The 23,846-nt window shown below is 66.6% G+C and carries 26 protein-coding genes; 16 read left to right on the top strand and 10 right to left on the bottom strand.

The genetic code is table 11. The annotated features are described in order from the left end of the window. The first annotated feature begins 130 nt into the window (after positions 1–130). A complete protein-coding gene (locus ASE58_RS12630; RefSeq protein WP_156347730.1) occupies positions 131–565 on the top strand; it encodes a hypothetical protein in 435 nt (144 codons plus the stop codon). 1 nt (position 566) lies between these two features. Here the strand turns inward: ASE58_RS12630 and ASE58_RS12625 are convergent, their stop codons facing one another. Then, a complete protein-coding gene (locus ASE58_RS12625; protein ID WP_055821836.1) occupies positions 567–1,811 on the bottom strand; it encodes an aspartate kinase in 1,245 nt (414 codons plus the stop codon). 53 nt (positions 1,812–1,864) lie between these two features. Between ASE58_RS12625 and ubiG the strand changes: the two genes are divergently transcribed. Next, positions 1,865–2,632: a bifunctional 2-polyprenyl-6-hydroxyphenol methylase/3-demethylubiquinol 3-O-methyltransferase UbiG gene (gene ubiG, locus ASE58_RS12620; RefSeq protein ID WP_443024663.1), complete on the top strand. Its 768-nt coding sequence runs from the start codon at positions 1,865–1,867 to the stop codon at positions 2,630–2,632. Between the two features lie 18 nt (positions 2,633–2,650). On the opposite strand, the gene ASE58_RS12615 is transcribed toward ubiG, so the two are convergent. Then, positions 2,651–3,193 (bottom strand): hypothetical protein, encoded by a 543-nt coding sequence (locus tag ASE58_RS12615; protein ID WP_055821829.1) that lies wholly within the window; start codon positions 3,191–3,193, stop codon positions 2,651–2,653. Positions 3,194–3,310: 117 nt separating this feature from the next. Between ASE58_RS12615 and ASE58_RS12610 the strand changes: the two genes are divergently transcribed. Next, on the top strand, positions 3,311–3,724 hold the full coding sequence (locus ASE58_RS12610) for a DUF1810 domain-containing protein (RefSeq protein WP_055821825.1): 414 nt from the start codon (positions 3,311–3,313) through the stop codon (positions 3,722–3,724). On the opposite strand, the gene ASE58_RS12605 is transcribed toward ASE58_RS12610, so the two are convergent. Together ASE58_RS12605 and ASE58_RS12600 are read right to left on the bottom strand one after the other, a co-directional pair. Beyond that, positions 3,707–4,123, bottom strand: a complete 417-nt coding sequence (locus ASE58_RS12605; RefSeq protein ID WP_055821822.1) for a DUF6508 domain-containing protein — start codon at positions 4,121–4,123, stop codon at positions 3,707–3,709. The genes ASE58_RS12610 and ASE58_RS12605 overlap by 18 nt on opposite strands. Next, positions 4,120–5,277, bottom strand: a complete 1,158-nt coding sequence (locus tag ASE58_RS12600; protein WP_200909360.1) for a PQQ-dependent sugar dehydrogenase — start codon at positions 5,275–5,277, stop codon at positions 4,120–4,122. The genes ASE58_RS12605 and ASE58_RS12600 overlap by 4 nt, the downstream gene beginning before the upstream one ends. A gap of 187 nt (positions 5,278–5,464) precedes the next feature. Here ASE58_RS12600 and rimP point away from each other — a divergent pair, with 187 nt between their 5' ends. From rimP to pnp, 10 genes are all read left to right on the top strand, one after another. Beyond that, positions 5,465–6,025 (top strand): ribosome maturation protein RimP, encoded by a 561-nt coding sequence (gene rimP / locus ASE58_RS12595; RefSeq protein WP_055821819.1) that lies wholly within the window; start codon positions 5,465–5,467, stop codon positions 6,023–6,025. A gap of 1 nt (position 6,026) precedes the next feature. Continuing rightward, a complete protein-coding gene (nusA, locus tag ASE58_RS12590; RefSeq protein ID WP_055757403.1) occupies positions 6,027–7,649 on the top strand; it encodes a transcription termination factor NusA in 1,623 nt (540 codons plus the stop codon). Then, positions 7,594–8,385: a DUF448 domain-containing protein gene (locus ASE58_RS12585; protein ID WP_200909359.1), complete on the top strand. Its 792-nt coding sequence runs from the start codon at positions 7,594–7,596 to the stop codon at positions 8,383–8,385. Before nusA ends, ASE58_RS12585 begins: the two co-directional genes overlap by 56 nt. 4 nt (positions 8,386–8,389) lie before the next feature. Beyond that, positions 8,390–11,284: a translation initiation factor IF-2 gene (infB, locus tag ASE58_RS12580; protein WP_055821816.1), complete on the top strand. Its 2,895-nt coding sequence runs from the start codon at positions 8,390–8,392 to the stop codon at positions 11,282–11,284. Beyond that, positions 11,281–11,889 carry a hypothetical protein gene (locus tag ASE58_RS12575; RefSeq protein WP_156347729.1) on the top strand — a complete coding sequence of 203 codons (609 nt, stop codon included), beginning with the start codon at positions 11,281–11,283 and terminating at the stop codon, positions 11,887–11,889. The genes infB and ASE58_RS12575 overlap by 4 nt, the downstream gene beginning before the upstream one ends. A gap of 3 nt (positions 11,890–11,892) precedes the next feature. Continuing rightward, positions 11,893–12,306: a 30S ribosome-binding factor RbfA gene (gene rbfA / locus ASE58_RS12570; RefSeq protein ID WP_055757409.1), complete on the top strand. Its 414-nt coding sequence runs from the start codon at positions 11,893–11,895 to the stop codon at positions 12,304–12,306. After that, the gene (locus tag ASE58_RS12565) at positions 12,307–12,882 is read left to right on the top strand and encodes a thymidine kinase (RefSeq protein WP_055821809.1); all 576 of its coding nucleotides are present in this window, start codon (positions 12,307–12,309) and stop codon (positions 12,880–12,882) included. Next, positions 12,882–13,952 (top strand): tRNA pseudouridine(55) synthase TruB, encoded by a 1,071-nt coding sequence (gene truB / locus ASE58_RS12560; RefSeq protein ID WP_055821806.1) that lies wholly within the window; start codon positions 12,882–12,884, stop codon positions 13,950–13,952. Before ASE58_RS12565 ends, truB begins: the two co-directional genes overlap by 1 nt. 11 nt (positions 13,953–13,963) lie before the next feature. Continuing rightward, positions 13,964–14,233, top strand: coding sequence for a 30S ribosomal protein S15 (rpsO, locus tag ASE58_RS12555; protein WP_055757416.1), 270 nt, complete (start codon positions 13,964–13,966; stop codon positions 14,231–14,233). 232 nt (positions 14,234–14,465) lie between these two features. After that, positions 14,466–16,814, top strand: a complete 2,349-nt coding sequence (pnp, locus tag ASE58_RS12550; protein WP_055821803.1) for a polyribonucleotide nucleotidyltransferase — start codon at positions 14,466–14,468, stop codon at positions 16,812–16,814. A 127-nt stretch (positions 16,815–16,941) separates the two neighbouring features. Here pnp and ASE58_RS12545 read toward each other — a convergent pair whose 3' ends face one another. Further along, positions 16,942–17,694 (bottom strand): molybdopterin-dependent oxidoreductase, encoded by a 753-nt coding sequence (locus ASE58_RS12545; protein WP_055821800.1) that lies wholly within the window; start codon positions 17,692–17,694, stop codon positions 16,942–16,944. Beyond that, positions 17,691–18,383 carry a cytochrome b/b6 domain-containing protein gene (locus ASE58_RS12540; protein WP_055821796.1) on the bottom strand — a complete coding sequence of 231 codons (693 nt, stop codon included), beginning with the start codon at positions 18,381–18,383 and terminating at the stop codon, positions 17,691–17,693. Before ASE58_RS12540 ends, ASE58_RS12545 begins: the two co-directional genes overlap by 4 nt. A gap of 78 nt (positions 18,384–18,461) precedes the next feature. Between ASE58_RS12540 and ASE58_RS12535 the strand changes: the two genes are divergently transcribed. Then, positions 18,462–19,067, top strand: a complete 606-nt coding sequence (locus tag ASE58_RS12535; protein ID WP_055821793.1) for a flavin reductase family protein — start codon at positions 18,462–18,464, stop codon at positions 19,065–19,067. On the opposite strand, the gene ASE58_RS12530 is transcribed toward ASE58_RS12535, so the two are convergent. After that, positions 19,064–19,822 (bottom strand): sulfite exporter TauE/SafE family protein, encoded by a 759-nt coding sequence (locus tag ASE58_RS12530; RefSeq protein ID WP_055821790.1) that lies wholly within the window; start codon positions 19,820–19,822, stop codon positions 19,064–19,066. The two genes, ASE58_RS12535 and ASE58_RS12530, sit on opposite strands and share 4 nt — an antisense overlap. Before the next feature lie 77 nt (positions 19,823–19,899). Between ASE58_RS12530 and ASE58_RS12525 the strand changes: the two genes are divergently transcribed. Continuing rightward, a complete protein-coding gene (locus ASE58_RS12525) occupies positions 19,900–20,457 on the top strand; it encodes a hypothetical protein (protein ID WP_055821787.1) in 558 nt (185 codons plus the stop codon). Here ASE58_RS12525 and rlmN read toward each other — a convergent pair whose 3' ends face one another. From rlmN to ASE58_RS12510, 3 genes are all read right to left on the bottom strand, one after another. Then, complete coding sequence (gene rlmN, locus ASE58_RS12520) at positions 20,458–21,636, bottom strand: 23S rRNA (adenine(2503)-C(2))-methyltransferase RlmN (RefSeq protein WP_156347741.1); 1,179 nt, start codon at positions 21,634–21,636, stop codon at positions 20,458–20,460. Between the two features lie 202 nt (positions 21,637–21,838). Further along, positions 21,839–22,282, bottom strand: a complete 444-nt coding sequence (locus ASE58_RS12515) for a hypothetical protein (RefSeq protein ID WP_055757430.1) — start codon at positions 22,280–22,282, stop codon at positions 21,839–21,841. After that, a complete protein-coding gene (locus ASE58_RS12510) occupies positions 22,279–22,944 on the bottom strand; it encodes a histidine phosphatase family protein (protein WP_055821784.1) in 666 nt (221 codons plus the stop codon). The genes ASE58_RS12515 and ASE58_RS12510 overlap by 4 nt, the downstream gene beginning before the upstream one ends. A 134-nt stretch (positions 22,945–23,078) precedes the next feature. On the opposite strand from ASE58_RS12510, the gene ASE58_RS12505 reads away from it, so the two are divergent. Continuing rightward, positions 23,079–23,735, top strand: coding sequence for an outer membrane protein (locus ASE58_RS12505; RefSeq protein ID WP_055757432.1), 657 nt, complete (start codon positions 23,079–23,081; stop codon positions 23,733–23,735). The last annotated feature ends 111 nt before the right edge of the window (positions 23,736–23,846 follow it).

The following is a 23,846-nucleotide window of genomic DNA, read 5'->3' as shown; positions in this document are numbered from 1 at the left end:
CCGTTGTGTCACAGCGATGGCAGCGGTCCTGTGCAGCGCGGCGATTGCCGGTTGTTCGGCTGCGGTCCCACCGCCGCCCGGCAACGACGGAAGCGAAGCGGTTGCTGGCCGTGCGACAGGCGAACGGCGATTGTCGAACGACGCCAGATCGACTGCCGCGGCCGAAGCCGGCCTAGCCGAAAACAAAGCGGATGCGCTTCGACCGACCGGCGCGCCCGGCCCGGCGCCACGCAGCTCGAATCGTTACACGGTGTCACAGGTATTGGGAAAGCGCGACCGGACGCTCGTCGGCGGCGACGCTGTGTGCGACATCCGCTTCGTCTATGCCGGGCGAGAGGCGGAGGGCGTATTCTGGGAAGAGCCCTGCGATGCCGTCACCGCAACGATGATGGACCGCGCCCAGCTGGAACGGCTGAACCGCTGGGAGCGCCTTGATCGGTTCCAGCAGGGGTTCGTTCAGCAGATGCCGGGCGGCAAAGTATTGTACGTCAGTGGAGCATTCTCCGCCGCCGTCTATCCTTATGGTACGACCGGCACGGTCGAAGAAGTGACCGTGGCCGACTGACCTATTCGGCGTCCAGCCCGTAGGCGGTGTGCAGCACGCGCACCGCCAGTTCGGTATAATCCTCTTCGATCAGCACGCTGACCTTGATCTCCGACGTGGTGATCGCCTGGATGTTGATCCCGCGATCGGCCAGCGCGGTGAACATGGTAGAGGCGACACCGGCATGGCTGCGCATGCCGACGCCCACCACCGACACCTTGGCGACGCGGGTGTCGTGCAGCACCTTCTGGAACCCGATGTCGGTCTTCGCCTTTTCCAGCGTGTCGAGCGCGCGGGCCAGTTCGGCCGACGGCACGGTAAAGGTCACGTCGGTTGATCCGGTCGAATGGGCGATGTTCTGCACGATCATGTCGACGTTGATGCCGGTGCCGGCCAGCGGCGCAAATATCGATGCCACCGCGCCGGGGCGATCGGGCACCGCGACCAGCGTGATCTTCGCCTCGTTCTTGTCGTGGGCGATACCGGTGATGAGCTGCCGTTCCATGTCCGTCACTTCCTCTTCGCCGACGATCAGCGTTCCACGATAACCATCCTCGTCGCGGGTATCGTCGAACGACGACAGCACCCGCACGCGGACCTTTTCCTTCATTGCCAGCCCGACCGAGCGGGTCTGGAGCACCTTTGCGCCCACCGAGGCGAGCTCGAGCATTTCCTCATACGTCACCCGCGCCAGCTTGCGCGCGCGCGGTACGATGCGCGGGTCGGTGGTGTAGACGCCGTCGACATCGGTGTAGATGTCGCAGCGGTCGGCCTGCATCGCCGCCGCCATCGCCACTGCCGACGTGTCCGACCCGCCGCGGCCCAGCGTGGTGATGCGGTTGGCGTCGGTCACGCCCTGGAATCCGGGGATGACCGCCACTTCGCCCTTGTTCAGCGATTCGTCGAGCGCGGTCGTGTCGATCGATTCGATCCGGGCGGTGGCATGCGCGTCGCTGGTGCGGATCGGCAGCTGCCAGCCGAGCCACGAGCGCGCCGGCACGCCGATCGCCTGCAACGCAATTGCCAGCAGCCCGCTGGTCACCTGTTCGCCCGACGACACGACGGCATCATATTCGCGCGGGTCGTACAGTGCCGACGCCTCGCGACAAAAGCCGACCAGCCGGTCGGTATCGCCGGCCATGGCGGACACGACCACCGCGACCTGGTTGCCGGCCTCCACCTCGCGCTTCACGCGCGCGGCGACGCTCCGAATACGTTCGATCCCCGCCATCGAGGTGCCACCGAACTTCATCACGATCCGCGCCATGCGTTTTGCCATTCATCCTTGGGGGGAATGGCGGCGGCTGATAGGAGAGCGCCATGACGAACGCAAGCGAAGCAATCTTTATGTCGCCAAAAGCCACGTCGACGCAATCAAGCGTCGTGGCTCGTGAAGCCGCCCATTTCGGCGAGATGGCCGCCGACTGGTGGAACCCGAAGGGCAGCTCGGCGATGCTCCACCGGTTGAACCCGGTGCGGCTGGCCTTTGTCCGCGCGGCGATCGATTCGCACTGGGACGGCGATACCGCGGGCTTCACCCCGCTGGCGGGCAAGACCGTGCTCGATGTCGGCTGCGGCGCGGGGTTGCTCGCCGAACCGCTCGCGCGATTGGGCGGGCAGGTGACCGGCGTCGATGCCGCACCCGAAAATATCGGTGCCGCCGCCGCTCATGCCGCGCTCACTGGTCTGTCGATCGAATATCTGGCGGGCGGCGTGGAGGCGATCGCCGGGCGGCAGTTCGATCTCGTCACCTCGCTGGAGGTGATCGAGCATGTCGCCGACCCCGTCGCCTTTGCGCGCGGGTTGGCCGACGCGGTGGCACCGGGCGGGCTGCTGGTCGTCTCCACGCCCAACCGCACCGCGCTGTCGCGCCTCGCGATGATTACCGTCGCCGAAGGGTTCGGCATGATCCCGCGCGGCACGCATGATTGGGACCGATTCCTCACCCCCCCGGAACTGACCGCGCATCTGGCGGCAGCGGGGATGACGGTCTCGCCGCCCAGCGGCCTTTCGTTCACGGCGGCGCGGGGCTTCACGCTGTCGGACGATATCTCGCTCGACTATTTCCTGACGGCGACGCGGGGCTGACCCCGCGCCGCTGCCACGTCACTTCTTGTCGAGGTTGATGACGAACATCGGCCCGAATTCGAACACCTGCTTGCCCGTCGCCAGTTGCAGCGACGCCATCAGCTCGCCCGCCGCATAGTCGCGATCGGCCTTGCCCGCGACCTGGTGGAATTCGAATGCCTCGCCGACCTCGATCGGGCCGCCGATGACCTGGCTATAGGGTTCCTTGTTCAGCTGGATACCGGCGACCGCAATTCGCGCCTTGGCGCCCGGCGTCATCCCGCTGGCCCGCGCGTGAAAGGCGAGGACGAGGCGGTCGCCCTTTGCCACCGGCGCGTTGGTCGGCGACTGGAGCTGGATCTTCCACGCATCCTTGTCCGCACCCGGAATGGCGAGGCGGATGACCTTGCCGCCATCGACCTCCTTCACGCGCGCCAGTGGCGGCTTGGGCAGGCCATAGACGTTCAGGCTCGCAGGCAGCGGCGCGTTGATGACCTTTGCGGCGAAATCCTCGGCCGTTTGCGCGACGACCGGCGCGGCAACCATGGCGACCGCTGCGGCCACCATCCAACCCTTGTGCATAACCCCTCCCAAGGCATGTTTATCGAGGACGCGATGCTAATCGTATCCGTATCGCCGGATCAACCGTCAACGTTGTCAGAATTTGCGATGGGCGGCAGGGTCTCCCATGTCAGCGACATGACCGATCCGCTCGCCCGCTTCGTCGACGCCCAACGCGACAGCTATCCCACCGCGCTGGCCGAACTGCGCGCGGGTGCGAAGCGCGGCCACTGGATGTGGTTCGTCTTTCCCCAGATTCGCGGGCTGGGGCACAGCGCGATAGCGCAGGCCTACGCCATCGCCGACCGTGCCGAAGCGCGGGCCTATCTCGCGCATCCGTTGCTCAGTGCCCGGCTGGTCGAATCGGTGGACGCGTTGCTCGGGCATCGCGGGACCGACATCGCCGCCATCCTTGGCGACGTCGATGCGATGAAACTACGGTCGTCGATGACGCTGTTCGAGGCTGCTGGGGGTGCGCGACATTTCACCGCGATCCTCGATGCCTTTTACGGCGGTGAGCGCGACCCGGCGACGCTACGCCTGCTCGGCTAGGACCGCCATCCGCCGGGCAACGGCGGGCAGGGTGCCGCCGTCGAAGGCGCTGGCAAGCAGCCCTTCGTTGAACCGGTCGCCCCGGATCAGGGTCGTCAACAGTTCCGCCAGCCGATGGGCGTCGGCAAGCGCGATTCGCGTCGGATCGCCCCGCAGCGCGCGATAGTCGGGGCCAGCGGCAAAGTCGGGCCATGCGATATCGGGGCGAACCCAATGTGCGGCGTAGGCGGCGACGACAAATGCCCCCGCTTCCCGCGACAGCTGGAAATAGGACATCTCCACCATCCCATCCGACGATCCGCCGCCGCCCCATGATCCGCACGCGAACCCCGGCGTATCGAACACCGCCGCGAACGGCGCCAGCGGGGCGGGGTCGGGCGGCGGCAGCCGCGTGATCACCGTGGCGTCAGCTTCAGCAGCTTGGCGTTCGCGCCGTCCTGCAACACCCAGATCGCGCCATCGGGGCCTTCCTCGACCTCGCGGATGCGAGCGTTCATCGGCCACTGGTCGCCCTTGGCCGCATTGGTACCGTTCACGTTGACCCGGACCAGCGCCTCGCTCGACAGGCCGCCGATGAACAGGTCGCCGGCATATTGCGGGAACAGCTTGCCCGAATAGACGATCAGCCCGCCGGGCGAGATCACCGGGTTCCACGCGACCTTGGGTGCCTCCAGGTCGGGGCGGGTGCTGTGGCGCGGGATCGGACGGCCGTCATAATGATCGCCCTCCGACACCAGCGGATAGCCGTAGTTGCGCCCCGCGACGATCAGGTTCACCTCGTCGCCGCCCTTCGGCCCCATTTCCTGCTCCCACAGATTACCCTGCCGGTCGAAGGCGATCCCCAGCAGGTTGCGATGGCCATAGGACCACACCGCCGGATGGAACCCCTTCGCAGTCAGCCCCGGATCACCCGCCGGCTTTCCGTCGAGCGTCAGGCGCAGCACCTTGCCCAGCGTCGCCTTCGGGTCCTGCGCGGGATCGAATTTCTGCCGTTCGCCATTGGTGAAGAACAGGTGCTGGCCATCGGGGGCAAAGGCGATGCGGCCCGAATAATGGCCGTCGCCGCTGACGAACGGGGTGGCGCGGAACAGTTCGGTGATGCCGGTCACGCGGTTGCCGTCGAGAACGCCGCGCGCCAACACCACGCCCTTTCCGCCGTCGCCCGCGACCGAATAGCTCAGATACACCCGCCGGCTGCTGGCGAAGTCGGGGGCGAGCACGACGTCCATCAGCCCGCCTTGCCCGGCCGAATCGACCGGAATCGTCGCGGCGGTCGTCTTCTGGCTGCCATCGGCGCTGACCAACACCAGCGTGTCGCCCTTCTCCGTCACCAGCATCCGCCCGTCGGGCAGGAAGGTCATCGCCCATGGCGCGTTGAAGGTCGTCACCTCGCGAGTCGCGAACGGCACGCCCCCGGTCGGGGTGGTCGCGGTCGGTGTCGGTGTCGGCGTGGCGGTGGGGGCGGGCGACACCGTACCCGGCGCATCGCTACCGCCGCCATTGCACGCGACCAGCAACATCGCGGCGGGAATCAGCGCATGGATCGGCAGCATCGTAAAAAATCCTCTCGCAATATCGTTCTTGCCCACGGCAACGCGCCGGCGGGCACGGCCGATCCGGCGGCCCTTGCCCAGACATGGTTTTTTACATATATGAGCGTTGCTTCCTCGACATCGCCAACGTGCCGAGGCCGGTTCCCAAAGGAGCCGGCAACGAAGCGGCGCATCTGATGGAGACGGCATGGCGGATATCGCCGAACTGACGCGATTGATCGAACCCGAGGCGAAGGCGCTCGGTTTCGCGCTGGTGCGCGTGAAGATGATGGGCGGCAAGTCGGACCCGACGCTGCAGATCATGGCCGAACGGCCCGACACGCGCCAGCTGACCATCGACGACTGCGCCGAACTGTCGCGCCGCATCTCCGACCTGATGGACGAGAACGATCCGATCGAGGAGGCGTATCGGCTGGAAGTTTCGTCGCCCGGTATCGACCGGCCGCTGACGCGCCTCGCCGATTACGACGACTGGAAGGGGTTCGAGGCGCGCGTGACGCTCGACGCGCCGATCGACAATCGCAAGCAGCTGACCGGCATCCTGCTGGGCGCCGACGGCGATCAGATCAGCATCGACGTGCGCAAGCATAAGGCGATGACCGTGCCGTTTTCGGCGATCATCGATGCGAAGCTGCTGATTACCGACGCCTTGCTGAAGGCGACTGCGCCGCTCTCTGCCGAGGGCGCCGACGAATTCGAAGACGAACCTGCCGACGACGAACCGGCTGACGCAGAAGGACAGAACTGACATGGCCACCGCCGTCACCGCCAACCGGGCGGAACTGATCGCGATCGCGAATGCGGTCGCATCGGAAAAGATGATCGACAAGGCCATCGTGATCGAGGCGATGGAAGACGCGATCCAGCGCGCCGCCAAGACGCGCTATGGCTCGGAAAACGACATCCGCGCGAAGCTCGATCCGAACACCGGCGACCTGCGCCTGTGGCGCGTACTCGAAGTGACCGAGCTGGTCGACGACCATTTCAAGCAGATCGGCGAGAAGGACGCACAGCGGCTGCAGAAGGGCGCCGTCGTCGGCGACTATATCGTCGATCCGCTGCCCCCGATCGAATTCGGCCGCATCCAGGCGCAGGCATCGAAGCAGGTCATCCTGCAAAAGGTCCGCGACGCCGAGCGCGAGCGCCAGTTCGAAGAGTTCAAGGATCGCCAGGGTGAGATCATCACCGGTGTCGTCAAGCGTGTCGAATTCGGTCACGTCGTCGTCGACCTCGGCCGTGCCGAAGGCGTCATCCGCCGCGACCAGCAGATTCCGCGCGAAGCGGTGCGCGTCGGCGACCGTGTCCGCTCGCTGATCCTGAACGTCCGCCGCGAAAACCGCGGGCCGCAGATCTTCCTCAGCCGCGCGCACCCCGACTTCATGAAGAAGCTGTTCGCGCAGGAGGTGCCCGAAATCTACGACGGCATCATCGAGATCAAGGCCGCCGCCCGCGACCCGGGTTCCCGCGCCAAGATCGGCGTCATTTCGCATGACGGCTCGATCGATCCGGTCGGTGCCTGCGTCGGCATGAAGGGCAGCCGCGTGCAGGCCGTCGTGCAGGAAATGCAGGGCGAAAAGATCGACATCATCCCGTGGTCGCCCGACACCGCGACCTTCGTTGTCAACGCGCTTCAGCCCGCCAACGTGGCGCGCGTGGTGCTGGACGAGGAAGAGGACCGGATCGAGGTCGTCGTTCCCGACGATCAGCTGAGCCTCGCCATCGGTCGTCGCGGCCAGAATGTGCGGCTTGCCAGCCAGCTGACCGGCAAGGCGATCGACATCCTGACCGAAGCCGATGCGTCGGAGAAGCGGCAGAAGGAATTCGTCGAACGCTCGGGCATGTTCGAGAAGGAACTGGACGTCGACGAGACGCTGGCGCAGCTGCTGGTCGCCGAAGGGTTCGGTGAGCTGGAAGAGGTCGCCTATGTCGAGATCGACGAACTGGCGAGCATCGAAGGCTTCGACGAAGACCTCGCACAGGAGCTGCAAAGCCGTGCGCAGGAAGCGATGGAGCGTCGCGAACAGGCATCGCGCGAAGAGCGTACCGCGCTCGGCGTCGAGGATGCGCTGGCCGAACTGCCGTACCTGACCGAAGCGATGCTGGTCACGCTGGGCAAGGCGGGCATCAAGACGCTCGACGACCTCGCCGACCTGGCGACCGACGAGCTGGTTGAAAAGAAGAAGGCCGAACCCCGCCGTCGCGGCGACGACGCCCCGAAGCGCGAAGCGCCCAAGGGTGGCATCCTGGCCGAATATGGCCTGAGCGACGAGCAGGGCAGCGAGATCATCATGGCCGCCCGTGCCCATTGGTTCGCCGATGAGGACGTTGCAGCAGAGACTTCGGAGGACGCCGTTGCGGAATCCGAACAATGACACCGCGCGGCTGACCGAAGGCCCGGAGCGCAGCTGCATCCTGTCGCGTGAGCATGGCGCACGCGACGGGCTGGTGCGGCTTGCCCTGTCGCCGGATGGCGACATCCTGCCCGATGTCCGTGCCAAGGCCCCCGGCCGTGGCGCGTGGATCGGCGTGACCCGTGCCGAGCTGGAAACGGCAATCGCTAAGGGCAAGCTGAAGGGTGCACTGGCGCGCGCGTTCAAGGGCGCGACGCTGGCGATTCCCGCTGACCTGCCACAGTTGATCGAGGATGCGCTGCGGCGTCATGCGCTCGACCGGTTGGGGCTGGAGGCGAAATCGGGCTATGTCGTGATCGGCGGCACCGCCATCGAGAAATCGGCGCGCAGCGGCAAGCTGTACGCGCTGTACCATGCCTCCGACGCCGCACCCGACGGCGCCGGAAAACTGGCCCAGGCATGGCGTGTCGGCACCGATGACGAAGGATCGGGGCGCAGGGGATTGGCATTGCCGGTCCCACGCACCATATTGTCATTGGCGCTTGGGCGCGAAAATGTGGTACATGTCGGACTGACCGACGCACGAGCGGCACAGCGAGCCAATGACGCGCTGTCCCGCTGGCTGCACTTTATCGGACCCGAACCTATCCCTGCGGCTTGCGAAACACCTTCGCAGGGCGCATCGACCGCGCAATTTTCCGGCATGGACGATGCCGGTCACCTGGGCGTCGACCAATTGAAGCAGGACTCTGAGTAACCGGATGAGCGACATCGACAACGACAAGCCGAAGCTGGGCACCCGCGCGCCGCTCGGCCTCAAGCGCACCGTGGAGACCGGCAAGGTGAAGCAGAGCTTCAGCCATGGCCGTTCCAATACGGTGGTCGTGGAGGTGAAGCGCCGCCGTGTGCTCGGCCGTCCCGGCGAGGAACAGCAGGGCGGCGAGCAGCAGGCTGCGCCCGAGGCAGCAGCGGCGGCACCCGCCCCGCAGCGTGCACCGGCACCTGCTCCGGCAGCACCCGCGCCCCGCCCGGCGGCGAGCAGCAATGCCAATGCCGGCCTGTCGCGGCTCGAACTGCAGGCCAAGCTGCTGCGCGAGGCCGAGGAGGCACGCATGAACGCGGCCGAGGAACATCGTCGTCGCGACGAACGGATCGCGCGGGAAACCGCCGAGGCCGAACGTGCCCGCGTCGAGGAAAAGGCGCGCGCCGCCGCCGAGCCGACGCCGGCTCCGGCCCCGGCTGCCGAGCCGACCCCGGCGCCTGTCGTGGAAACGCCCGCACCTGCTCCGGCGCCCGAGCCGAAGCCGGTCGAAGCCGCGCCGACGCCCGCGCCCGAACCGACGCCTCCGCCGGTAGCACCGACGCCGGTCGCGGAAACGCCGGCCCCTGCGCCGACGCCTGCCCCCGCGCCCGCGCCGGTCGAGGCAAAGCCCGCCCCGGCACCGGTGCAGGCCAAGCCCGCACCGCGTCCGGCCCCGACTCCGGCCCCCGCGCCGCAGCCGATCATCCTGACCGCCGATCCCAACCGGCCGGCACCGCGTCGCTTTACCCCGGTACAGCGTCCGGAAATCCCGAAGCCGCAGCCCAAGCCCGAGCCGGCCCCCGCGCCTGCCGCCGCCGCCGCTACGACTCCGGCTGCCCGTCCCGCCGCCGGTGGCCAGACCGCGCGTCCGACCCCGTCGGGTACCGGTCAGGCGACTCCGCGTCGCAACGAACCGGCACGCGGTGCCGCACCGTCGCGTGACCGCAAGGGCGATGACCGTCGCCAGTCGGGCAAGCTGACCGTCACCCGCGCCCTTGGCGACGACGGGGCGCGTTCGCGCAGCCTCGCCGCGCTGAAGCGCGCCCGTGAAAAGGAAAAGCGTGGCTTTGGCGGCCCGCGTGAACCGCAGATCAAGCAGGTCCGCGACGTGCAGGTGCCGGAAACGATCACCGTGCAGGAACTCGCCAACCGCATGGCGGAAAAGGGCGCGGACCTGGTCAAGATGCTGTTCAAGATGGGTTCGCCCGTCACGATGACGCAGACGATCGATCAGGATACCGCCGAACTGCTGGTGACCGAATTCGGCCACAACATCGTGCGCGTCAGCGATTCGGATATCGACCTCGCGCTCGACACGGTCGAGGATGCGGTAGAATCGCTGCGTCCGCGTCCGCCGGTCGTCACGATCATGGGTCACGTCGACCACGGCAAGACCTCGCTGCTCGACGCGCTGCGCGGTACGGACGTGGTGCGTGGGGAGGCCGGTGGCATCACCCAGCATATCGGCGCGTACCAAGTGACGATGAAGGACAAGTCGCAGATCACCTTCCTCGACACGCCCGGCCACGAAGCGTTCAGCGAAATGCGCGCACGCGGTGCCGACGTGACCGATATCGTGATCCTCGCGGTCGCCGCCGACGACGGGCTGATGCCGCAGACGATCGAGGCGATCCATCACACGCGTGCCGCCGGCAAGCCGATGATCGTGGCGATCAACAAGGTCGACAAGCACGAGGCGAACCCGCAGCGCATCCGCGAACGCCTGCTCGAACATGACGTGCAGGTCGAGGAAATGGGCGGCGAAACCCAGGACGTCGAAGTGTCGGCGCTCAAGAAGACCGGCCTGCAGGAGCTGATCGAGAAGATCCAGCTCCAGGCCGAACTGCTCGAGTTGCAGGCCAACCCCGACCGCGCCGCCGAAGGCAGCGTGATCGAGGCGAAGCTCGACAAGGGCCGTGGTCCGGTTGCGACCGTGTTGGTTCGTCGCGGTACGCTGCGGGTCGGCGACGTGTTCGTGGTCGGCGCGGAAAGCGGCAAGGTCCGCGCGCTGATCGACGACAAGGGGCGTCAGGTGAAGGAAGCTGGCCCGTCGACCCCGGTCGAGGTGCTGGGCCTGTCGGGCGTGCCGATGGCGGGCGATCCGCTGCAGGTCGTCGAGAGCGAGGGCCGTGCCCGCGAGGTCGCCGAATATCGCCAGAGCGTGCTGCTCCAGAAGCGCACGACCCAGGCGCCGGCCAGCCTCGAGAGCATGTTCTCCGCGCTCAAGTCGAAGCAGGCGATCGAATATCCGCTGGTGGTGAAGGCCGATACGCAAGGGTCGGTCGAAGCCATTGTCGGGTCGCTCAACAAGATTTCGACCGACGATATCCGGGTGCGCATCCTGCATTCGGGCGTGGGCGGCATCACCGAGAGCGACGTGACGCTGGCAGCGGCATCGGGTGCGCCGATCATCGGCTTCAACACCCGTCCGAACGCCAAGGCACGCGAGATCGCCGAGCGGAACAAGGTGGCGTTGAAATATTACGACGTCATCTACACGCTGACCGACGATATCCGTGCGGGCATGGCCGGTACCCTGGGTCCCGAAGCGTTCGAAACCGTCGTCGGCCGCGCCGAAATCCGCGAGGTCTTCTCGGCGGGCAAGCATGGTCGGGCCGCGGGTCTGCTGGTGGTCGAAGGGATCATCCGCAAGGCGCTCAAGGCACGCATCACGCGTAACGACGTCATCATCTATCAGGGTGAGATCGCGTCGCTGCGTCGCTTCAAGGACGATGTTCCCGAAGTGCGCGCCGGTCTGGAATGCGGTGTCACGTTCACGCAGAACTTCACCGACATCAAGGCGGGCGACTTCCTTGAAACCTACGAAGTCGAACTGCGCGATCGTACGCTGTGAGTGACAGGCGGCAGGGGGCAACCCTTGCCGCCACCCTCCGCCCCCGGCTCCGTTTTGCGGTTGCGTGGGTGATCGGCGGGGCGGCGGCATTGTTCGTCGCCAACGCGTTATCCGGCACGGCGATGCTGATCGTCGTGCCGGTGTTCGGCACCTTGTGGCCGGCGCTCATGCTGGAAGGCGCGGTTCAGGCATGGCGCTGGCGATCGGCGGGCATCCCGGCCTTCCTTTTCCTGTTTATTCCAGTGATCTCGCTGCCGTTCGCGGCGTTCGCAGCCAATCATGCACTCTATTGGTCGCATGTCGCGCCGTCCTGGTTGACGCTCCGGTCAGACCGTGCCGCCTTCGATGCAGCGTTGATCGGTGGATCGATGCCGACGGGTATCACCGGAATGTTGCGGGCCCCGCCGCGCACCGCCTTTCGCACCATCATCGGTTTCGATGGCGACTGGGCCGCTATCGTTCACGACCCGACCGACCGCATGGCCGCCGCGCGCGGCTGGAATGGCGGGCCGGTCGCGCCCGATATCCGCCGCAGTTTCCCCAACAGCCACACCATCTGGTGCCAGCGACTCGACAGCCACTGGTTCCACTGTCAATTCGGTTAGATCATGTCAGACACCACGCCCGAAACCCGCTCCGTCCGCCTGCTGCGCGTCGGCGAACAGGTCCGCCACATCCTGTCCGAAATCCTCGCGCGCGGCGACGTGCATGACGACGTGCTGGAAAAGCATCTTGTTTCCGTCACCGAAGTCCGCATGTCGCCCGACCTGCGCCATGCGACCGTGTTCGTGAAGCCGCTGCTCGGGAAGGACGAACAGATCGTGCTGAAGGCGCTGCGCACCAACACCGCCTATCTCCAGTCGGAGGTCGCGCGGCGGGTGAACCTGAAATACGCCGCGAAACTCAAGTTCCTGATCGACGAGAGCTTCGACGAAGGCACGCGCATCGAGCAGCTGTTGCGCGATCCCAAGGTCGCGCGCGATCTGGAAGGTAGCGGCGACGAGGGCGGGACCGAGGACTGAGTGGCCAAGCTCTATTTCTATTACGCGTCGATGAATGCGGGTAAATCGACGACGCTGCTGCAGGCCGATTTCAACTATCGCGAGCGCGGGCTGACGACGATGCTGTTCACCGCCGCGATCGACACGCGTGAGGGGGCAGGGACGATCGGCTCGCGAATCGGCCTGTCCGCGCCGGCGACGCCGTTCGATGCCGACACCGACCTGCTCGAAAGCATTGCCGCAAAGCACCGCCAGCACGCGGTCGGCTGCGTGCTGGTCGATGAGGCGCAGTTCCTGTCGGCGGCCCAGGTCGATCAACTGGCGCAGGTGGCCGACGACCTCGGCGTCCCGGTCCTCGCCTATGGCCTGCGCACCGATTTTCGCGGCGCGTTGTTCGCAGGGTCGGCGCGGCTGCTGGCGATCGCCGACGCGCTGATCGAGCTGAAATCGGTCTGCACCTGCGGTCGCAAGGCCACGATGAATCTCCGCGTCGACAGCGAAGGTCGGGCGGTACGCGACGGGCAACAGACCGAGATCGGCGGCAACGACCGCTATGTCGCGCTGTGCCGCCGCCATTTTTGTGAGGCGATGCGCTGATGCACGGCTGGATCATCATCGATAAACCGCTGGGGCCGGGATCGACCCAGATCGTCTCGGCGGTCAAGCGCGCGCTGCGCGAGGGCGGCTATGGCAAGCACAAGGTCGGCCATGGCGGCACGCTCGACCCGCTGGCGACCGGCGTGCTGCCGGTGGCGATCGGTGAGGCGACGAAGCTGGCCGGGCGGATGCTCGATGCGTCGAAGCGCTATGACTTCACGATCCGCTTCGGGGCGCAGACCGATACGCTGGACCTTGAGGGCAAGGTGATCGCCGAGTCGCCGGTGCGGCCGACGTTTGCCGACGTCGCGGCGGTGTTGGCGCGCTTCACCGGGCCGATCGAGCAGGTGCCGCCGATCTATTCCGCGCTGAAGGTCGATGGCGAGCGCGCATATGATCTTGCCCGCAAGGGGGAAGAGGTCGTCCTCGCGACCCGGAAGGTGACGGTGTTCGACCTCCAGATCCTCCCTGCTCCGCGGGGAGGGGGACCGCTCGCGCCAGCGAGGGGTGGAGGGGGGGCGCCTCGCAACGCAACCGCGGTGGATGCCGACACCCCCCTCCACCATCCTGCGGATGGTCCCCAGCATCAGGTCGGATCGTCCCCCGGACGATCCTCGGCCATGCGGGGCATGGCCGACCTGATGCTCCGTGCCGGGGAGGAACTGTATGAAATCACCCTTTCCGCCTTCGTCTCGAAGGGCACCTATATCCGCAGCCTCGCGCGCGACATCGCGCTGGCGCTTGGCACGGTCGGCCATGTCACCATGCTCCGCCGCACCAAAGCAGGCCCGTTCACGCTCGAATCGGCCATTTCGCTGGACAAACTGGCGGAATTGGGTAAGGGCCACGCGCTTGAAGAAACGCTCCTGCCACTGGGGGCGGGGCTGGACGACATCCCGGCTCTGTCCCTCGACCCCGATCAGGCAGGGCGGCTCCGCAAGGGGCTTCGACTGATCGGGTTTGCAGCGGACGACGGTCTGGGCTTTGCGACACTGGACGATGTGCCGGTGGCGCTGGTCGAAACCTTCGACGGGGAAACCCGTGTCGTGCGCGGCTTCAACCTCGAATAGAAAGGATTACGATGTCGATCACTGCTGAAAACCGTCAGGCCCTGATCCAGGAGCATGCCCGCGCCGAAGGCGACACCGGTTCGCCGGAAGTCCAGGTTGCGATCCTGACCACCCGCATCCAGAACCTGACCGAGCACTTCAAGACCCATGCGAAGGACAATCACTCGCGTCGCGGTCTGCTGATGCTGGTCAACAAGCGGCGTTCGCTGCTCGACTATCTGAAGAAGAAGGACGCGGAGCGTTATACGACGCTGATCGCGAAGCTCGGGCTTCGGAAGTAACGACAAAGGGGCGGTCCGACGGGCCGCCCTTTTTCCATGTGGGGCGGCACATAATCCGCCACCCAATTCCCCGCAAAACGGGGTATAGGCTTGGCGACCGGGTATCCGGCCAAGCCGTCCCGTCGCAATCCGGCGACACGGGACACCGGGCCGAAACGGCCTGACCAAAGGGGTGGTTCGCCACCCAAGCTGCCCCGGCGCGCATAGGGCCGCCGGACGCGAAGGAAACGACATGTTCGATATCAAGAAAAGCACCATGGACCTGGGCGGCAAGACGCTGACCCTCGAAACGGGCCGCGTGGCGCGTCAGGCCGACGGCGCGGTCATCGCGACGCTCGGCGAAACCGTGGTGCTGTGCGCGGTCACCGCCGCCCGCTCGGTCAAGGAGGGCCAAGACTTCTTCCCGCTGACCGTCCACTATCAGGAGAAGTATTCGGCCGCGGGCCGCATCCCCGGCGGCTTCTTCAAACGTGAGCGCGGTGCGACCGAAAAGGAAACGCTGACCAGCCGCCTGATCGATCGTCCGATCCGTCCGCTGTTCCCCGAAGGTTTCTACAACGAAATCAACGTCATCGCCCAGGTGCTGAGCTATGACGGCGAGAACGAGCCGGACATCGTCGCGATGATCGCCGCGTCGGCCGCGCTGACCATTTCGGGCGTGCCGTTCATGGGCCCGATCGGCGCCGCGCGCGTCGGCTATGTCGACGGCGAATACATCCTGAACCCGACGCTGGACCAGGTGAAGGAAGGCGAGCTCGATCTCGTCGTCGCCGCCACCGGTGACGCCGTGATGATGGTCGAATCCGAAGCCAAGGAGCTGTCGGAAGAGGTCATGCTGGGCGCCGTCGTGTTCGCGCACGACGCGTCGAAGAAGATCGTCGACTGCATCATCGACCTGGCCGAACAGGCCGCCAAGGACCCGTGGGAACTCAGCCCCGTCGCCGACCAGTCGGCCGCGAAGAAGAAGCTGAAGACGCTGATCGGCAAGGACCTGACGGCGGCCTACAAGCTGACCGACAAGCAGGCCCGCCAGAACGCGATCAACGATGCCCGCACCAAGGCGCGCGAAGCCTATGCCGAGTTGAAGGAGACCGATCCGGCCGCCTATCTCGGCACGCTCAAGCTCGTGAAGAAGCTGGAAGCCGAGATCGTCCGCACCGCCATCCTCAAGGACGGCCGCCGCATCGACGGCCGCGATACCAAGACGGTCCGCCCGATCGAGGCGATGGTCCACTTCCTGCCGCGCGCCCACGGGTCGGCGCTGTTCACCCGCGGCGAGACGCAGGCGATCTGCACCACGACGCTGGGCACCAAGGACGCCGAGCAGATGATCGACGGGCTGAACGGCCTGCACTACGAACGCTTCATGCTGCACTACAACTTCCCGCCCTATTCGGTCGGTGAAGTCGGTCGCTTCGGTGCGCCGGGGCGTCGCGAAGTCGGTCACGGCAAGCTCGCCTGGCGCGCGCTGAACCCGGTGCTGCCGACCAAGGACGAGTTCCCGTACACGATCCGCGTCCTGTCGGACATCACCGAGTCGAACGGCTCGTCGTCGATGGCGACGGTGTGCGGCGGGTCGCTGTCGATGATGGACGCGGGTGTGCCGCTGAAGCGTCCGGTGTCGGGCATCGCCATGGGCCTGATCCTCGAAGGCAAGGACTATGCCGTCATCAGCGACATCCTGGGCGACGAGGATCACCTCGGCGACATGGATTTCAAGGTGGCCGGGACCAGCGAAGGCATCACCTCGCTCCAGATGGACATCAAGATCGCCGGCATCACCGAAGAGATCATGAAGGTCGCGCTGGCGCAGGCGAATGAAGGCCGCGCGCACATCCTCGGCGAAATGGCCAAGGCGCTGGGCGAAACCCGTGGCGAGCTGTCGGCGCACGCGCCGCGCATCGAAACCTTCACGATCGACAAGTCGAAGATCCGTGAAGTGATCGGCACCGGCGGCAAGGTGATCCGCGAGATCGTCGCCACCACCGGCGCAAAGGTCGACATCGACGACGAGGGCGTCATCAAGGTGTCGTCGAGCGATCCGGCGCAGATCGAAGCCGCGATTAACTGGATCAAGGGCCTCGTCGAAGAGGCTGAGGTCGGCAAGATCTACAACGGCAAGGTCGTCAACCTGGTCGATTTCGGCGCGTTCGTGAACTTCATGGGCGGCAAGGACGGTCTCGTCCACGTCAGCGAAATCCGCAACGAGCGGGTCGAGAAGGTCGCCGACGTCCTGTCCGAAGGGCAGGAAGTGAAGGTCAAGGTCCTCGAAGTCGATCCGCGCGGCAAGGTGCGCCTGTCGATGCGTGTCGTCGACCAGGAAACCGGTGCCGAGCTGGAAGACTCGCGTCCGGCCCGCGAACCGCGCGAAGGCGGCGACCGTGGCCCGCGTGGTCCCCGTCGTGACGGTGGCGATCGTGGCGACCGTGGTCCGCGCGGCGACGGTGGCGATCGCGGCCCGCGTCGTGACGGCGGCGATCGTGGCCCGCGCCGCGACCGTGGCGACCGCGCTCCGCGTCGCGAAGAGGCGAAGGAAGACGGCGGCAACGCCGGCCTGCCGTCGTTCATCACCGACAACTGATCGGTACGCTTCGGCGTAAGGGAAGGGGGCTCGCGGCAACGCGGGCCCCTTTTTCTATGCGCCGTACCCCTGCGCAGGCGGGGATGCAGAGCCACCAGCGCTGCCGTTTGTTGCAGGACGCCGTCCGCTAGATTCCGGCATACCAGTCATAGCCCGCGACATCCTCCCAGAAGCCGCCCTTGCCCCCGGCGATCCCGCCCAGCGCCGCGACCGCCTCGATCCGCTGGACATATTTGGCGTGCTTGTACCCTAGCTGTCGTTCGACCCGGAGCCGCAGCGGCGCCCCATTGGGCACCCCCAGCAACCGGTCGTTGAGCGCCCACGCCAGGATCGTCTGCGGATGAAACGCATCGACCAGATCGATCGATTCATAATAGGGCCGCCCGCCGATCGCATCGGCGCAGTGGAACACCAGATAGCGCGCGGTCGGCCGCAACCCCGCAAGGTCGAGCAACCGTGACAGCCTTGGGCCCGTCCATTTGCCGATCGCGCTCCAGCCTTCGACGCAATCGTGTCGGGTAATTTGTTGCCGCGACGGCATCGAGCGAATCTGGTCGAGCCGCAGCGACAGCGGCCGCGCGACCAGCCCGTCGATCGACACCCGCCAATCGGCGAAACGGTTCGCGGCATGGGCGTTGTAATCGGCCGTATTCGGGTTGTTGGTCCCGTTGGCGCGAAAGATCGGCGAGCGTTGCTCCGGGCGATATTCGACCGCCAGCGCGTCGCGCGCGGTGATCGCGCGCTGCAGCCCGCGATGGACGTCCTCCGCCCCGCCCAGCAGCGTCTGCGCGGTGGGCAGCTGCGCCACCTTGTCGCACGCCGCGACCAGCCCGCCGGCCCCGACCACCAGCGCCGAGCGCCGCGAAATCAGCCGGCTCATTCGGGCACCCGCCAGCGACCGGTAATCATCGAGCGCACCTCGTTGAACGCACCGGCGAGGATCACCAGCACCAGATGGACGATCACGAACAGCGTGATGCCGCTGGCCGCAAGAAAATGGATCGACCGCGCCGACTGCCGCCCGCCCAATAGCTCCAGCAACCACGGAAACGCCGCGTTCAGCCCCGGCGACATGGTGATGCCGGTCACGATGACCAGCGGCAGCAATCCAAAGATCACCAGCACATAGCTGAGTTTCTGCAACACGTTATAGTCGCCCGGCGCCTCCGGATCATGGAAGCGGAAGGCGAGATGCGCGCGGATATCGGCCAGCAGGTGGCGCGGCGACAATTCCCGCCGCCTGAGCGCCAGATCGCGCTGGAAATGCCGATTGAGCAGGTTCGCGATCATATAGGCCAGCAGCCCGAACCCCAGCACCAGCGCAAAGGTGAGGTGCCAGTTGCGCGCCAGCGCGAGATTGTAGGTCTGCGGGATCGTCACCCATCCCGGAAACCGGTCGAACGTGATCCACGCATGGTCGAAATTCGCGCCATAGCGCCCCCAATAGAGGCGGGGATGCGCGTTCAGGATCATCAGCCCGCTGCCGATCAGGATGATGACCGCGACGGCATTGACCCAATGCCACAGCCGGGTGGCCAGCGCATGGCGCTTGATCGTTGGCGATGTCATGGCCGCATCCTATGCCGCCACGCGCCCGGTGCGAAGGGGCCTTGCACCCCCGGTCCGGATCGTGCGTTGGGGAACCCCATGACCGATTTCCATTCCTATGCCCCGGCCGATGGCCATCGCCTGCCCCATGATCCATTCAACGCGATCATCGCGCCGCGCCCGATCGGCTGGATTTCCAGCCTGTCGCGCGATGGAAAACGCAATCTCGCACCCTACAGTTTCTTCAACGCGTTCAACTATCGCCCGCCGATCATCGGCTTTGCCTCTACGGGTGCGAAGGACACGCTGGCCAATGCCCGCGACACGCGCGAGTTCGTGTGGAACCTCGCGACCCGGCATCAGGCGGAGGCGATGAACGCCACCTCGGCGATGACCGAGATGGATGAGTTCACGCTGGCAAAGCTCGACACCTTGCCCTCGACCACGGTCGCGCCGCCGCGCGTCGCCGGATCGCCGGTCCAGTTCGAATGCCGCACGACGCAGATCGTCCGCCTGAGCGACAGCCATGGCGGCGATATCGACACGTGGCTGGTGCTGGGGGAGGTGGTGCAGGTGCATATCGACCCGGCGCTGCTCGACGACGGCATCTATCGCACCGAACGCGCCCGCCCGATCCTGCGCGGCGGCGGCGCGGGCGATTATTTCGAGCCGGGCGAACGCTTCGACATGCGCCGGCCGGGTTAGCCGTAGGCGCGGACGAAGAACACGACAGTCACGCTGAACGTGACCAGCAGCGTCCACGCGCGAATCTGCCCCGGCGTCAGCCGCACGCCCAGCTTCGCGCCCAGCCATCCGCCCAGAATGCCGCCCACGATCATCGGCACGCACGCGGCCCATGCGACCATGCCGGTCGCGACGAAGATGATCGCCGCCGCGCTGTTGGCCGTCGCCAGCATCAATGTGCGCGGGGCCGCCATCGACTTCACGCTCTGCCCGGCGAGCAGGCCATAGGTCGCGGTGACCATCATCCCCACGCCACCGCCGAAATAGCCGCCATAGATGCCCAGCAGCACCTGTGCCACGACCAGCGTCGCCGGGCCGATCGTCACCTTGTCGTGTAGCCAGTCCGCCGCCCGCCGCCCGAACGCGATGGCGAGGAACGCGATCAGCAACAGCCACGGCACGATCACGTCGAACAGGCTGCTGGGCGTCCACACCAGCAACAGGCTGCCGAGCAGGCCGGAGACGAAGGTGATGCTCGCCAGCACCCGGATCGGTATCCCGCCCAGCGGCCCCAACCCCCGGCGGAATGCCCAGGCACTGGCGATCGCGCCCGGCTGCAACGCGACGTTGGAGGTCGCATTGGCGATCGATCCGGGCAGGCCCAGGCCGATGAGTGCGGGCATCGTCGCAAAGGTGCCACCCCCGGCCAGCGCGTTCATCGCACCGCCAAGCACGCCGGCACCGGCGGCAAGGGCAAGGGAGGTCGCATCGAGCATCGTTGCGCTAGATACTATCGCGGGAGTGCTGTCGAGAGGTGGTGACGGCAGGCGCGTCGGTGCGGTACGATCGCGCCATGACCGTGATCCCGCGTTACGTCGCCCCGCGCCCGCCGCGGCACCGCATCGTCCATGACGAATCGGGTGAGCATCTCGTCGTGCCGGCACGGCGCAGCTGGTTCGCGCTGCCGTTCCTGTGCGTCTGGATCAGCTTCTGGACGATGGGCGGGGTGATGGCCGCTACCGAATTGCTGCGAACCGGAGAGGCGTTCCTCGCGATCTGGCTGATCGGCTGGGCGGTGGCATGGCTGTTCGCGGCGGCGTCGATCCTGTGGCAGCTGGCCGGGCGCGAGGAGATTGCGGTCGTCGGCGGCGACCTGCTGCTGCGCCTGCGCGCCGGGCCGTTTTCGCGCACCCGGGCCTATCGCGGCGGTGAGGTACGCAACCTGCGCGCCAGCGTGCAGACGATCTTCGACCGGTCGCAGGTGGGGTTCGCACCGTTCCTCAACTGGATGGGCGCGGTGAAGTTCGACCATGGCGCGCGAACGATCGGCTTTGCCGGCGGCGTGGACGAAGCGGAGGCGGCGATGATCCGCGACTGGCTGGTCAAGCGCCTGCCGCGCGCCGCCACCTGATCAGGCCGCTGCCGCTTCCGCCGCTTCCCGATCGAGCTCCGCCCGGCTCTTCTTCTCGGCCGCGGTCTTCAGCTGACCGCAGGCCGCGCCGATATCCTGCCCGCGCGTGCGGCGGACGGGGGCGGAGATGCCGCCTTCGAACACGATGTCGCTGAACGCGCGGATGCGGTCGGGCGTCGAGCATTCGTACGGTGCACCCGGCCACGGGTTGAACGGGATCAGGTTGACCTTGGCCGGCAGCTGGTATTTGCGCAGCAGCCGCACCAGCTCGCGCGCATCGTCGTCGCTGTCGTTCTTGTCCTTCAGCATCACATATTCGAACGTGATTCGCCGGGCATTGTTCGCACCGGGATAGTCGGCGCACGCCTGCAACAGCTCCTCGATGCCGTATTTGCGGTTGAGCGGTACGATCTCGTCGCGCACTTCCTTCGTCACGGCGTGCAGCGACACCGCCAGGTTCACGCCGATCTCCGCGCCGGCGCGTGCCATCATCGGCACCACGCCCGACGTGCTGAGCGTGATCCGCCGCTTGGACAGGGCAAGGCCGTCGCCGTCCATGACGACGCCCAGCGCGTCGCGCACGGCATCGAAATTATACAGCGGTTCGCCCATGCCCATCATCACGATGTTGGTCAGCATTCGCCCCTCGGGCTGGCTCGGCCATTCGCCCAGCGAATCGCGCGCCAGCATCACCTGCCCGACGATCTCGCCGGCGGTCAGGTTGCGCACCAGCCGCATCGTGCCGGTGTGGCAGAAGGTGCAGTTGAGCGTGCAGCCGACCTGGCTCGACACGCACAACGTCCCCCGATCGGCGTCGGGGATGAACACCATCTCATAATCCTGCCCGTCGGGCGAGGTGAGCAGCCATTTGCGCGTGCCATCGGTCGACACCGGCGCTTCCTTCACCGCCGGCCGCCCGACGACGAAGTGCTTTTCCAGCACCGGATGCTGCGCCTTGGCGATATCGGTCATCGCGGTGAACTCGGTCGCGCCGCGATTGTAGATCCAGTGCCACAGCTGCTTGGCGCGCAGCTTCGCCTGCCGCGCATCGAAGCCGGCCGTTTCCAGTGCGGCACGAATCTCCGGCTTGGTCAGCCCGACCAGATCGATGCGACCATCGGGACGCGGGGCAAGGCCGCGCGGCACGGGCACGGGGTCGACATGGCCGGGAATCGGCATGGGCGGCGTCGATACTGTCAGCATCGGCGGGATATAGCCGATTTCGGGTGGGATTTCCACTGGCCCACGATCGCTCCACCACACCATCGTCACCCCGGACTTGATCCGGGGTCCCGCTTCTTCTTCTACTGCGGCGGCGGGCAAAAAGCGGGACCCCGGATCAAGTCCGGGGTGACGCGTTTTCCTGGTTGATGGGTGGCCGCTACAAACACCCCAGCGCCGCCGCATCGATCGCCGTCGCCGCCCCCGACAGCGCATATACATCAACGAACGCCGCCCCGTTCGCAGCCACGCTCTCGACGCTCATCGACCGCCCGCCGCGCATCGCCGCGACGATCGCGCGGTCGGTCGCCGCGTCGGGGCTCCATGCATCGATCCGCCCGGCGGTCAGGTCGAACCGCCGCTCGCCGATGGTCAGAACGACCCGCGCCCGGTCGCTCTTCGGCCGGCTCAGCCGCACATGCAGCTGTCTCCGCACGCCCGCGCCGGGCCAGGTCGCGACGCTGGCGAATGGCGCGCCGGTCTTGCCCTGCACCGGGCGGCTGATCGCATAGCAGCGCGTCGGGCCATCGCCCCGAAACGCACCCCAGCGCTGGTGAATCCCGATCGCCTGCGGTGCCGCCACCGCCAGCAGCAGCGCGATCAAGCAGGTGCGGCGAGCGAGGCCCGCCCGCGCCCGACATGCGGCACGCTCTCCCGCCCACCCTCGATCAGCGCGATCGACCCCTGCGGCAGATCGTCGGCGATCGGCGCGGCAAAGCGTGGATCGACCGGCGCGCCGGTCAGCACCCCGCGCAGCACCCGGCTGGACATGCCGTGCATGATGACCAGCCGGTCGCCGGGATCGTCCGCCGTGTCCTTGGCCCAGCTTCCCACGCGTGCGGCAATCGCGTCATACCATTCGCCGCCCGGCGCGGGGCGGCGATACAGCCGCGCCTCGACATCGAGGAAGTCGGCATCCGCCCCGGTCAGCTCGCGATAATAGCGGCCCGACCAGTCGCCCATGCCGATCTCGACCAGCCGGTCGTCGCGATGCGCCGCGTGCCAGTCCAGCTCCAGATGCTCGGCGATGATCGCCAGCGTCTGCAACGCCCGCCCCGCGCTCGACGCCCACAGCGTCAGTTTCGGCCGGGCGCCCAGCATCTCGCGCAGCGCCGCGCCCATTGCATCGGCCTGGGCAAAGCCGGCGCGGGTCAGCGGGGTGTGCAGGTGATCGCCCTGCATCCGCTGCGCGATATTATAGACCGTCTCGCCATGCCGGGCGATGAAGTCGCGGCCGTTGCGGGGGGCGGGGGATTGGGTCGTCATCATCCTGCTTTCAAGCCGGTGTTGCGCAATTGCAACGGATTTCGCTGTTTAGGTGAGGTTCATGCAACGTGCCGGCAAACCGTCCATTGATCCCCCGCGCCCTGACCATGGGCGGTGACAATGGAGTTTTTAGTATGCGTACCCTCATCCTCGGTCTTGCCGCTGCCGGCACGATGCTGGCGACCCCTGCGCTGGCGCAGGACGTGAACCCCGCCTTCACCGGTTTCCGCGTCGGCGCGCTGGCCGGCTATGACGGTATCCGTGCGGGCAGCACCCAGGATAGCGACCTGGACGGCGATAACCAGACCGTTAACGGCATGGTCTATGGCGTCGACGCCGGCTACGACTTCGCGCTCAGCAACTTCCTGATCGGGGTCGAGGGCGAATATACCGGATCGACCGGCAAGGTCGAAACCGCGCGCACCGACCCGAACTTCTTCGGCTTCGGCAGCGTGAAGACCGGCCGCGACCTCTATGTCGGTGCCCGTGCCGGCCTGCTCGTCGCGCCGACCACGCTCGCCTATGTGAAGGGCGGCTACACCAATGCCCGCCTGAACGTCGTTGCCAGCGACGGCAGCGTCGACACGCGCCAGAACTACGAACTGAACGGCTACCGCCTGGGTGCCGGTGTCGAGCAGGCGATCGGCAGCCGCGCCTATGCCAAGCTCGAATATCGCTATTCGAACTACAACAACGCCGATTTTCAGTTCCGCGACGGCAGCACCACCTCGCAGTTCGACATCGACACCGACCGGCACCAGGTCGTCGCCGGCGTCGGCATCCGGTTCTGATGTTTGGCGGGAACGCGCGTAAGGGCGCGTTCCCGCAGTCACCGCAAGTCGTGCGCAAGCGCGACCAAAACGCACCTGTTTACTTCTCAGTAACCAAGTTGCGCGAGGAGG

It is taken from the genome of Sphingomonas sp. Leaf9, from assembly GCF_001421355.1.
GTDB lineage: Bacteria > Pseudomonadota > Alphaproteobacteria > Sphingomonadales > Sphingomonadaceae > Sphingomonas.
Note: the sequence above shows the minus strand (reverse complement) of the source record. Positions and strands in the feature narration are given on the sequence as shown.

Bases quoted from the DNA above. Each gene is read 5' to 3' on its own strand.
- ASE58_RS12625 (WP_055821836.1), bottom strand. From the start codon at position 1,811: ATGGCGCGGATCGTGATGAAGTTCGGTGGCACCTCGATGGCGGGGATC.
- ubiG (WP_443024663.1), top strand. From the start codon at position 1,865: ATGACGAACGCAAGCGAAGCAATCTTTATGTCGCCAAAAGCCACGTCG.
- ASE58_RS12615 (WP_055821829.1), bottom strand. From the start codon at position 3,193: ATGCACAAGGGTTGGATGGTGGCCGCAGCGGTCGCCATGGTTGCCGCG.
- ASE58_RS12610 (WP_055821825.1), top strand. From the start codon at position 3,311: ATGACCGATCCGCTCGCCCGCTTCGTCGACGCCCAACGCGACAGCTAT.
- ASE58_RS12600 (WP_200909360.1), bottom strand. From the start codon at position 5,277: ATGCTGCCGATCCATGCGCTGATTCCCGCCGCGATGTTGCTGGTCGCG.
- rimP (WP_055821819.1), top strand. From the start codon at position 5,465: ATGGCGGATATCGCCGAACTGACGCGATTGATCGAACCCGAGGCGAAG.
- nusA (WP_055757403.1), top strand. From the start codon at position 6,027: ATGGCCACCGCCGTCACCGCCAACCGGGCGGAACTGATCGCGATCGCG.
- ASE58_RS12585 (WP_200909359.1), top strand. From the start codon at position 7,594: ATGAGGACGTTGCAGCAGAGACTTCGGAGGACGCCGTTGCGGAATCCG.
- infB (WP_055821816.1), top strand. From the start codon at position 8,390: ATGAGCGACATCGACAACGACAAGCCGAAGCTGGGCACCCGCGCGCCG.
- rbfA (WP_055757409.1), top strand. From the start codon at position 11,893: ATGTCAGACACCACGCCCGAAACCCGCTCCGTCCGCCTGCTGCGCGTC.
- truB (WP_055821806.1), top strand. From the start codon at position 12,882: ATGCACGGCTGGATCATCATCGATAAACCGCTGGGGCCGGGATCGACC.
- rpsO (WP_055757416.1), top strand. From the start codon at position 13,964: ATGTCGATCACTGCTGAAAACCGTCAGGCCCTGATCCAGGAGCATGCC.
- pnp (WP_055821803.1), top strand. From the start codon at position 14,466: ATGTTCGATATCAAGAAAAGCACCATGGACCTGGGCGGCAAGACGCTG.
- ASE58_RS12545 (WP_055821800.1), bottom strand. From the start codon at position 17,694: ATGAGCCGGCTGATTTCGCGGCGCTCGGCGCTGGTGGTCGGGGCCGGC.
- ASE58_RS12540 (WP_055821796.1), bottom strand. From the start codon at position 18,383: ATGACATCGCCAACGATCAAGCGCCATGCGCTGGCCACCCGGCTGTGG.
- ASE58_RS12535 (WP_055821793.1), top strand. From the start codon at position 18,462: ATGACCGATTTCCATTCCTATGCCCCGGCCGATGGCCATCGCCTGCCC.
- ASE58_RS12530 (WP_055821790.1), bottom strand. From the start codon at position 19,822: ATGCTCGATGCGACCTCCCTTGCCCTTGCCGCCGGTGCCGGCGTGCTT.
- ASE58_RS12525 (WP_055821787.1), top strand. From the start codon at position 19,900: ATGACCGTGATCCCGCGTTACGTCGCCCCGCGCCCGCCGCGGCACCGC.
- rlmN (WP_156347741.1), bottom strand. From the start codon at position 21,636: ATGCCGATTCCCGGCCATGTCGACCCCGTGCCCGTGCCGCGCGGCCTT.
- ASE58_RS12510 (WP_055821784.1), bottom strand. From the start codon at position 22,944: ATGACGACCCAATCCCCCGCCCCCCGCAACGGCCGCGACTTCATCGCC.
- ASE58_RS12505 (WP_055757432.1), top strand. From the start codon at position 23,079: ATGCGTACCCTCATCCTCGGTCTTGCCGCTGCCGGCACGATGCTGGCG.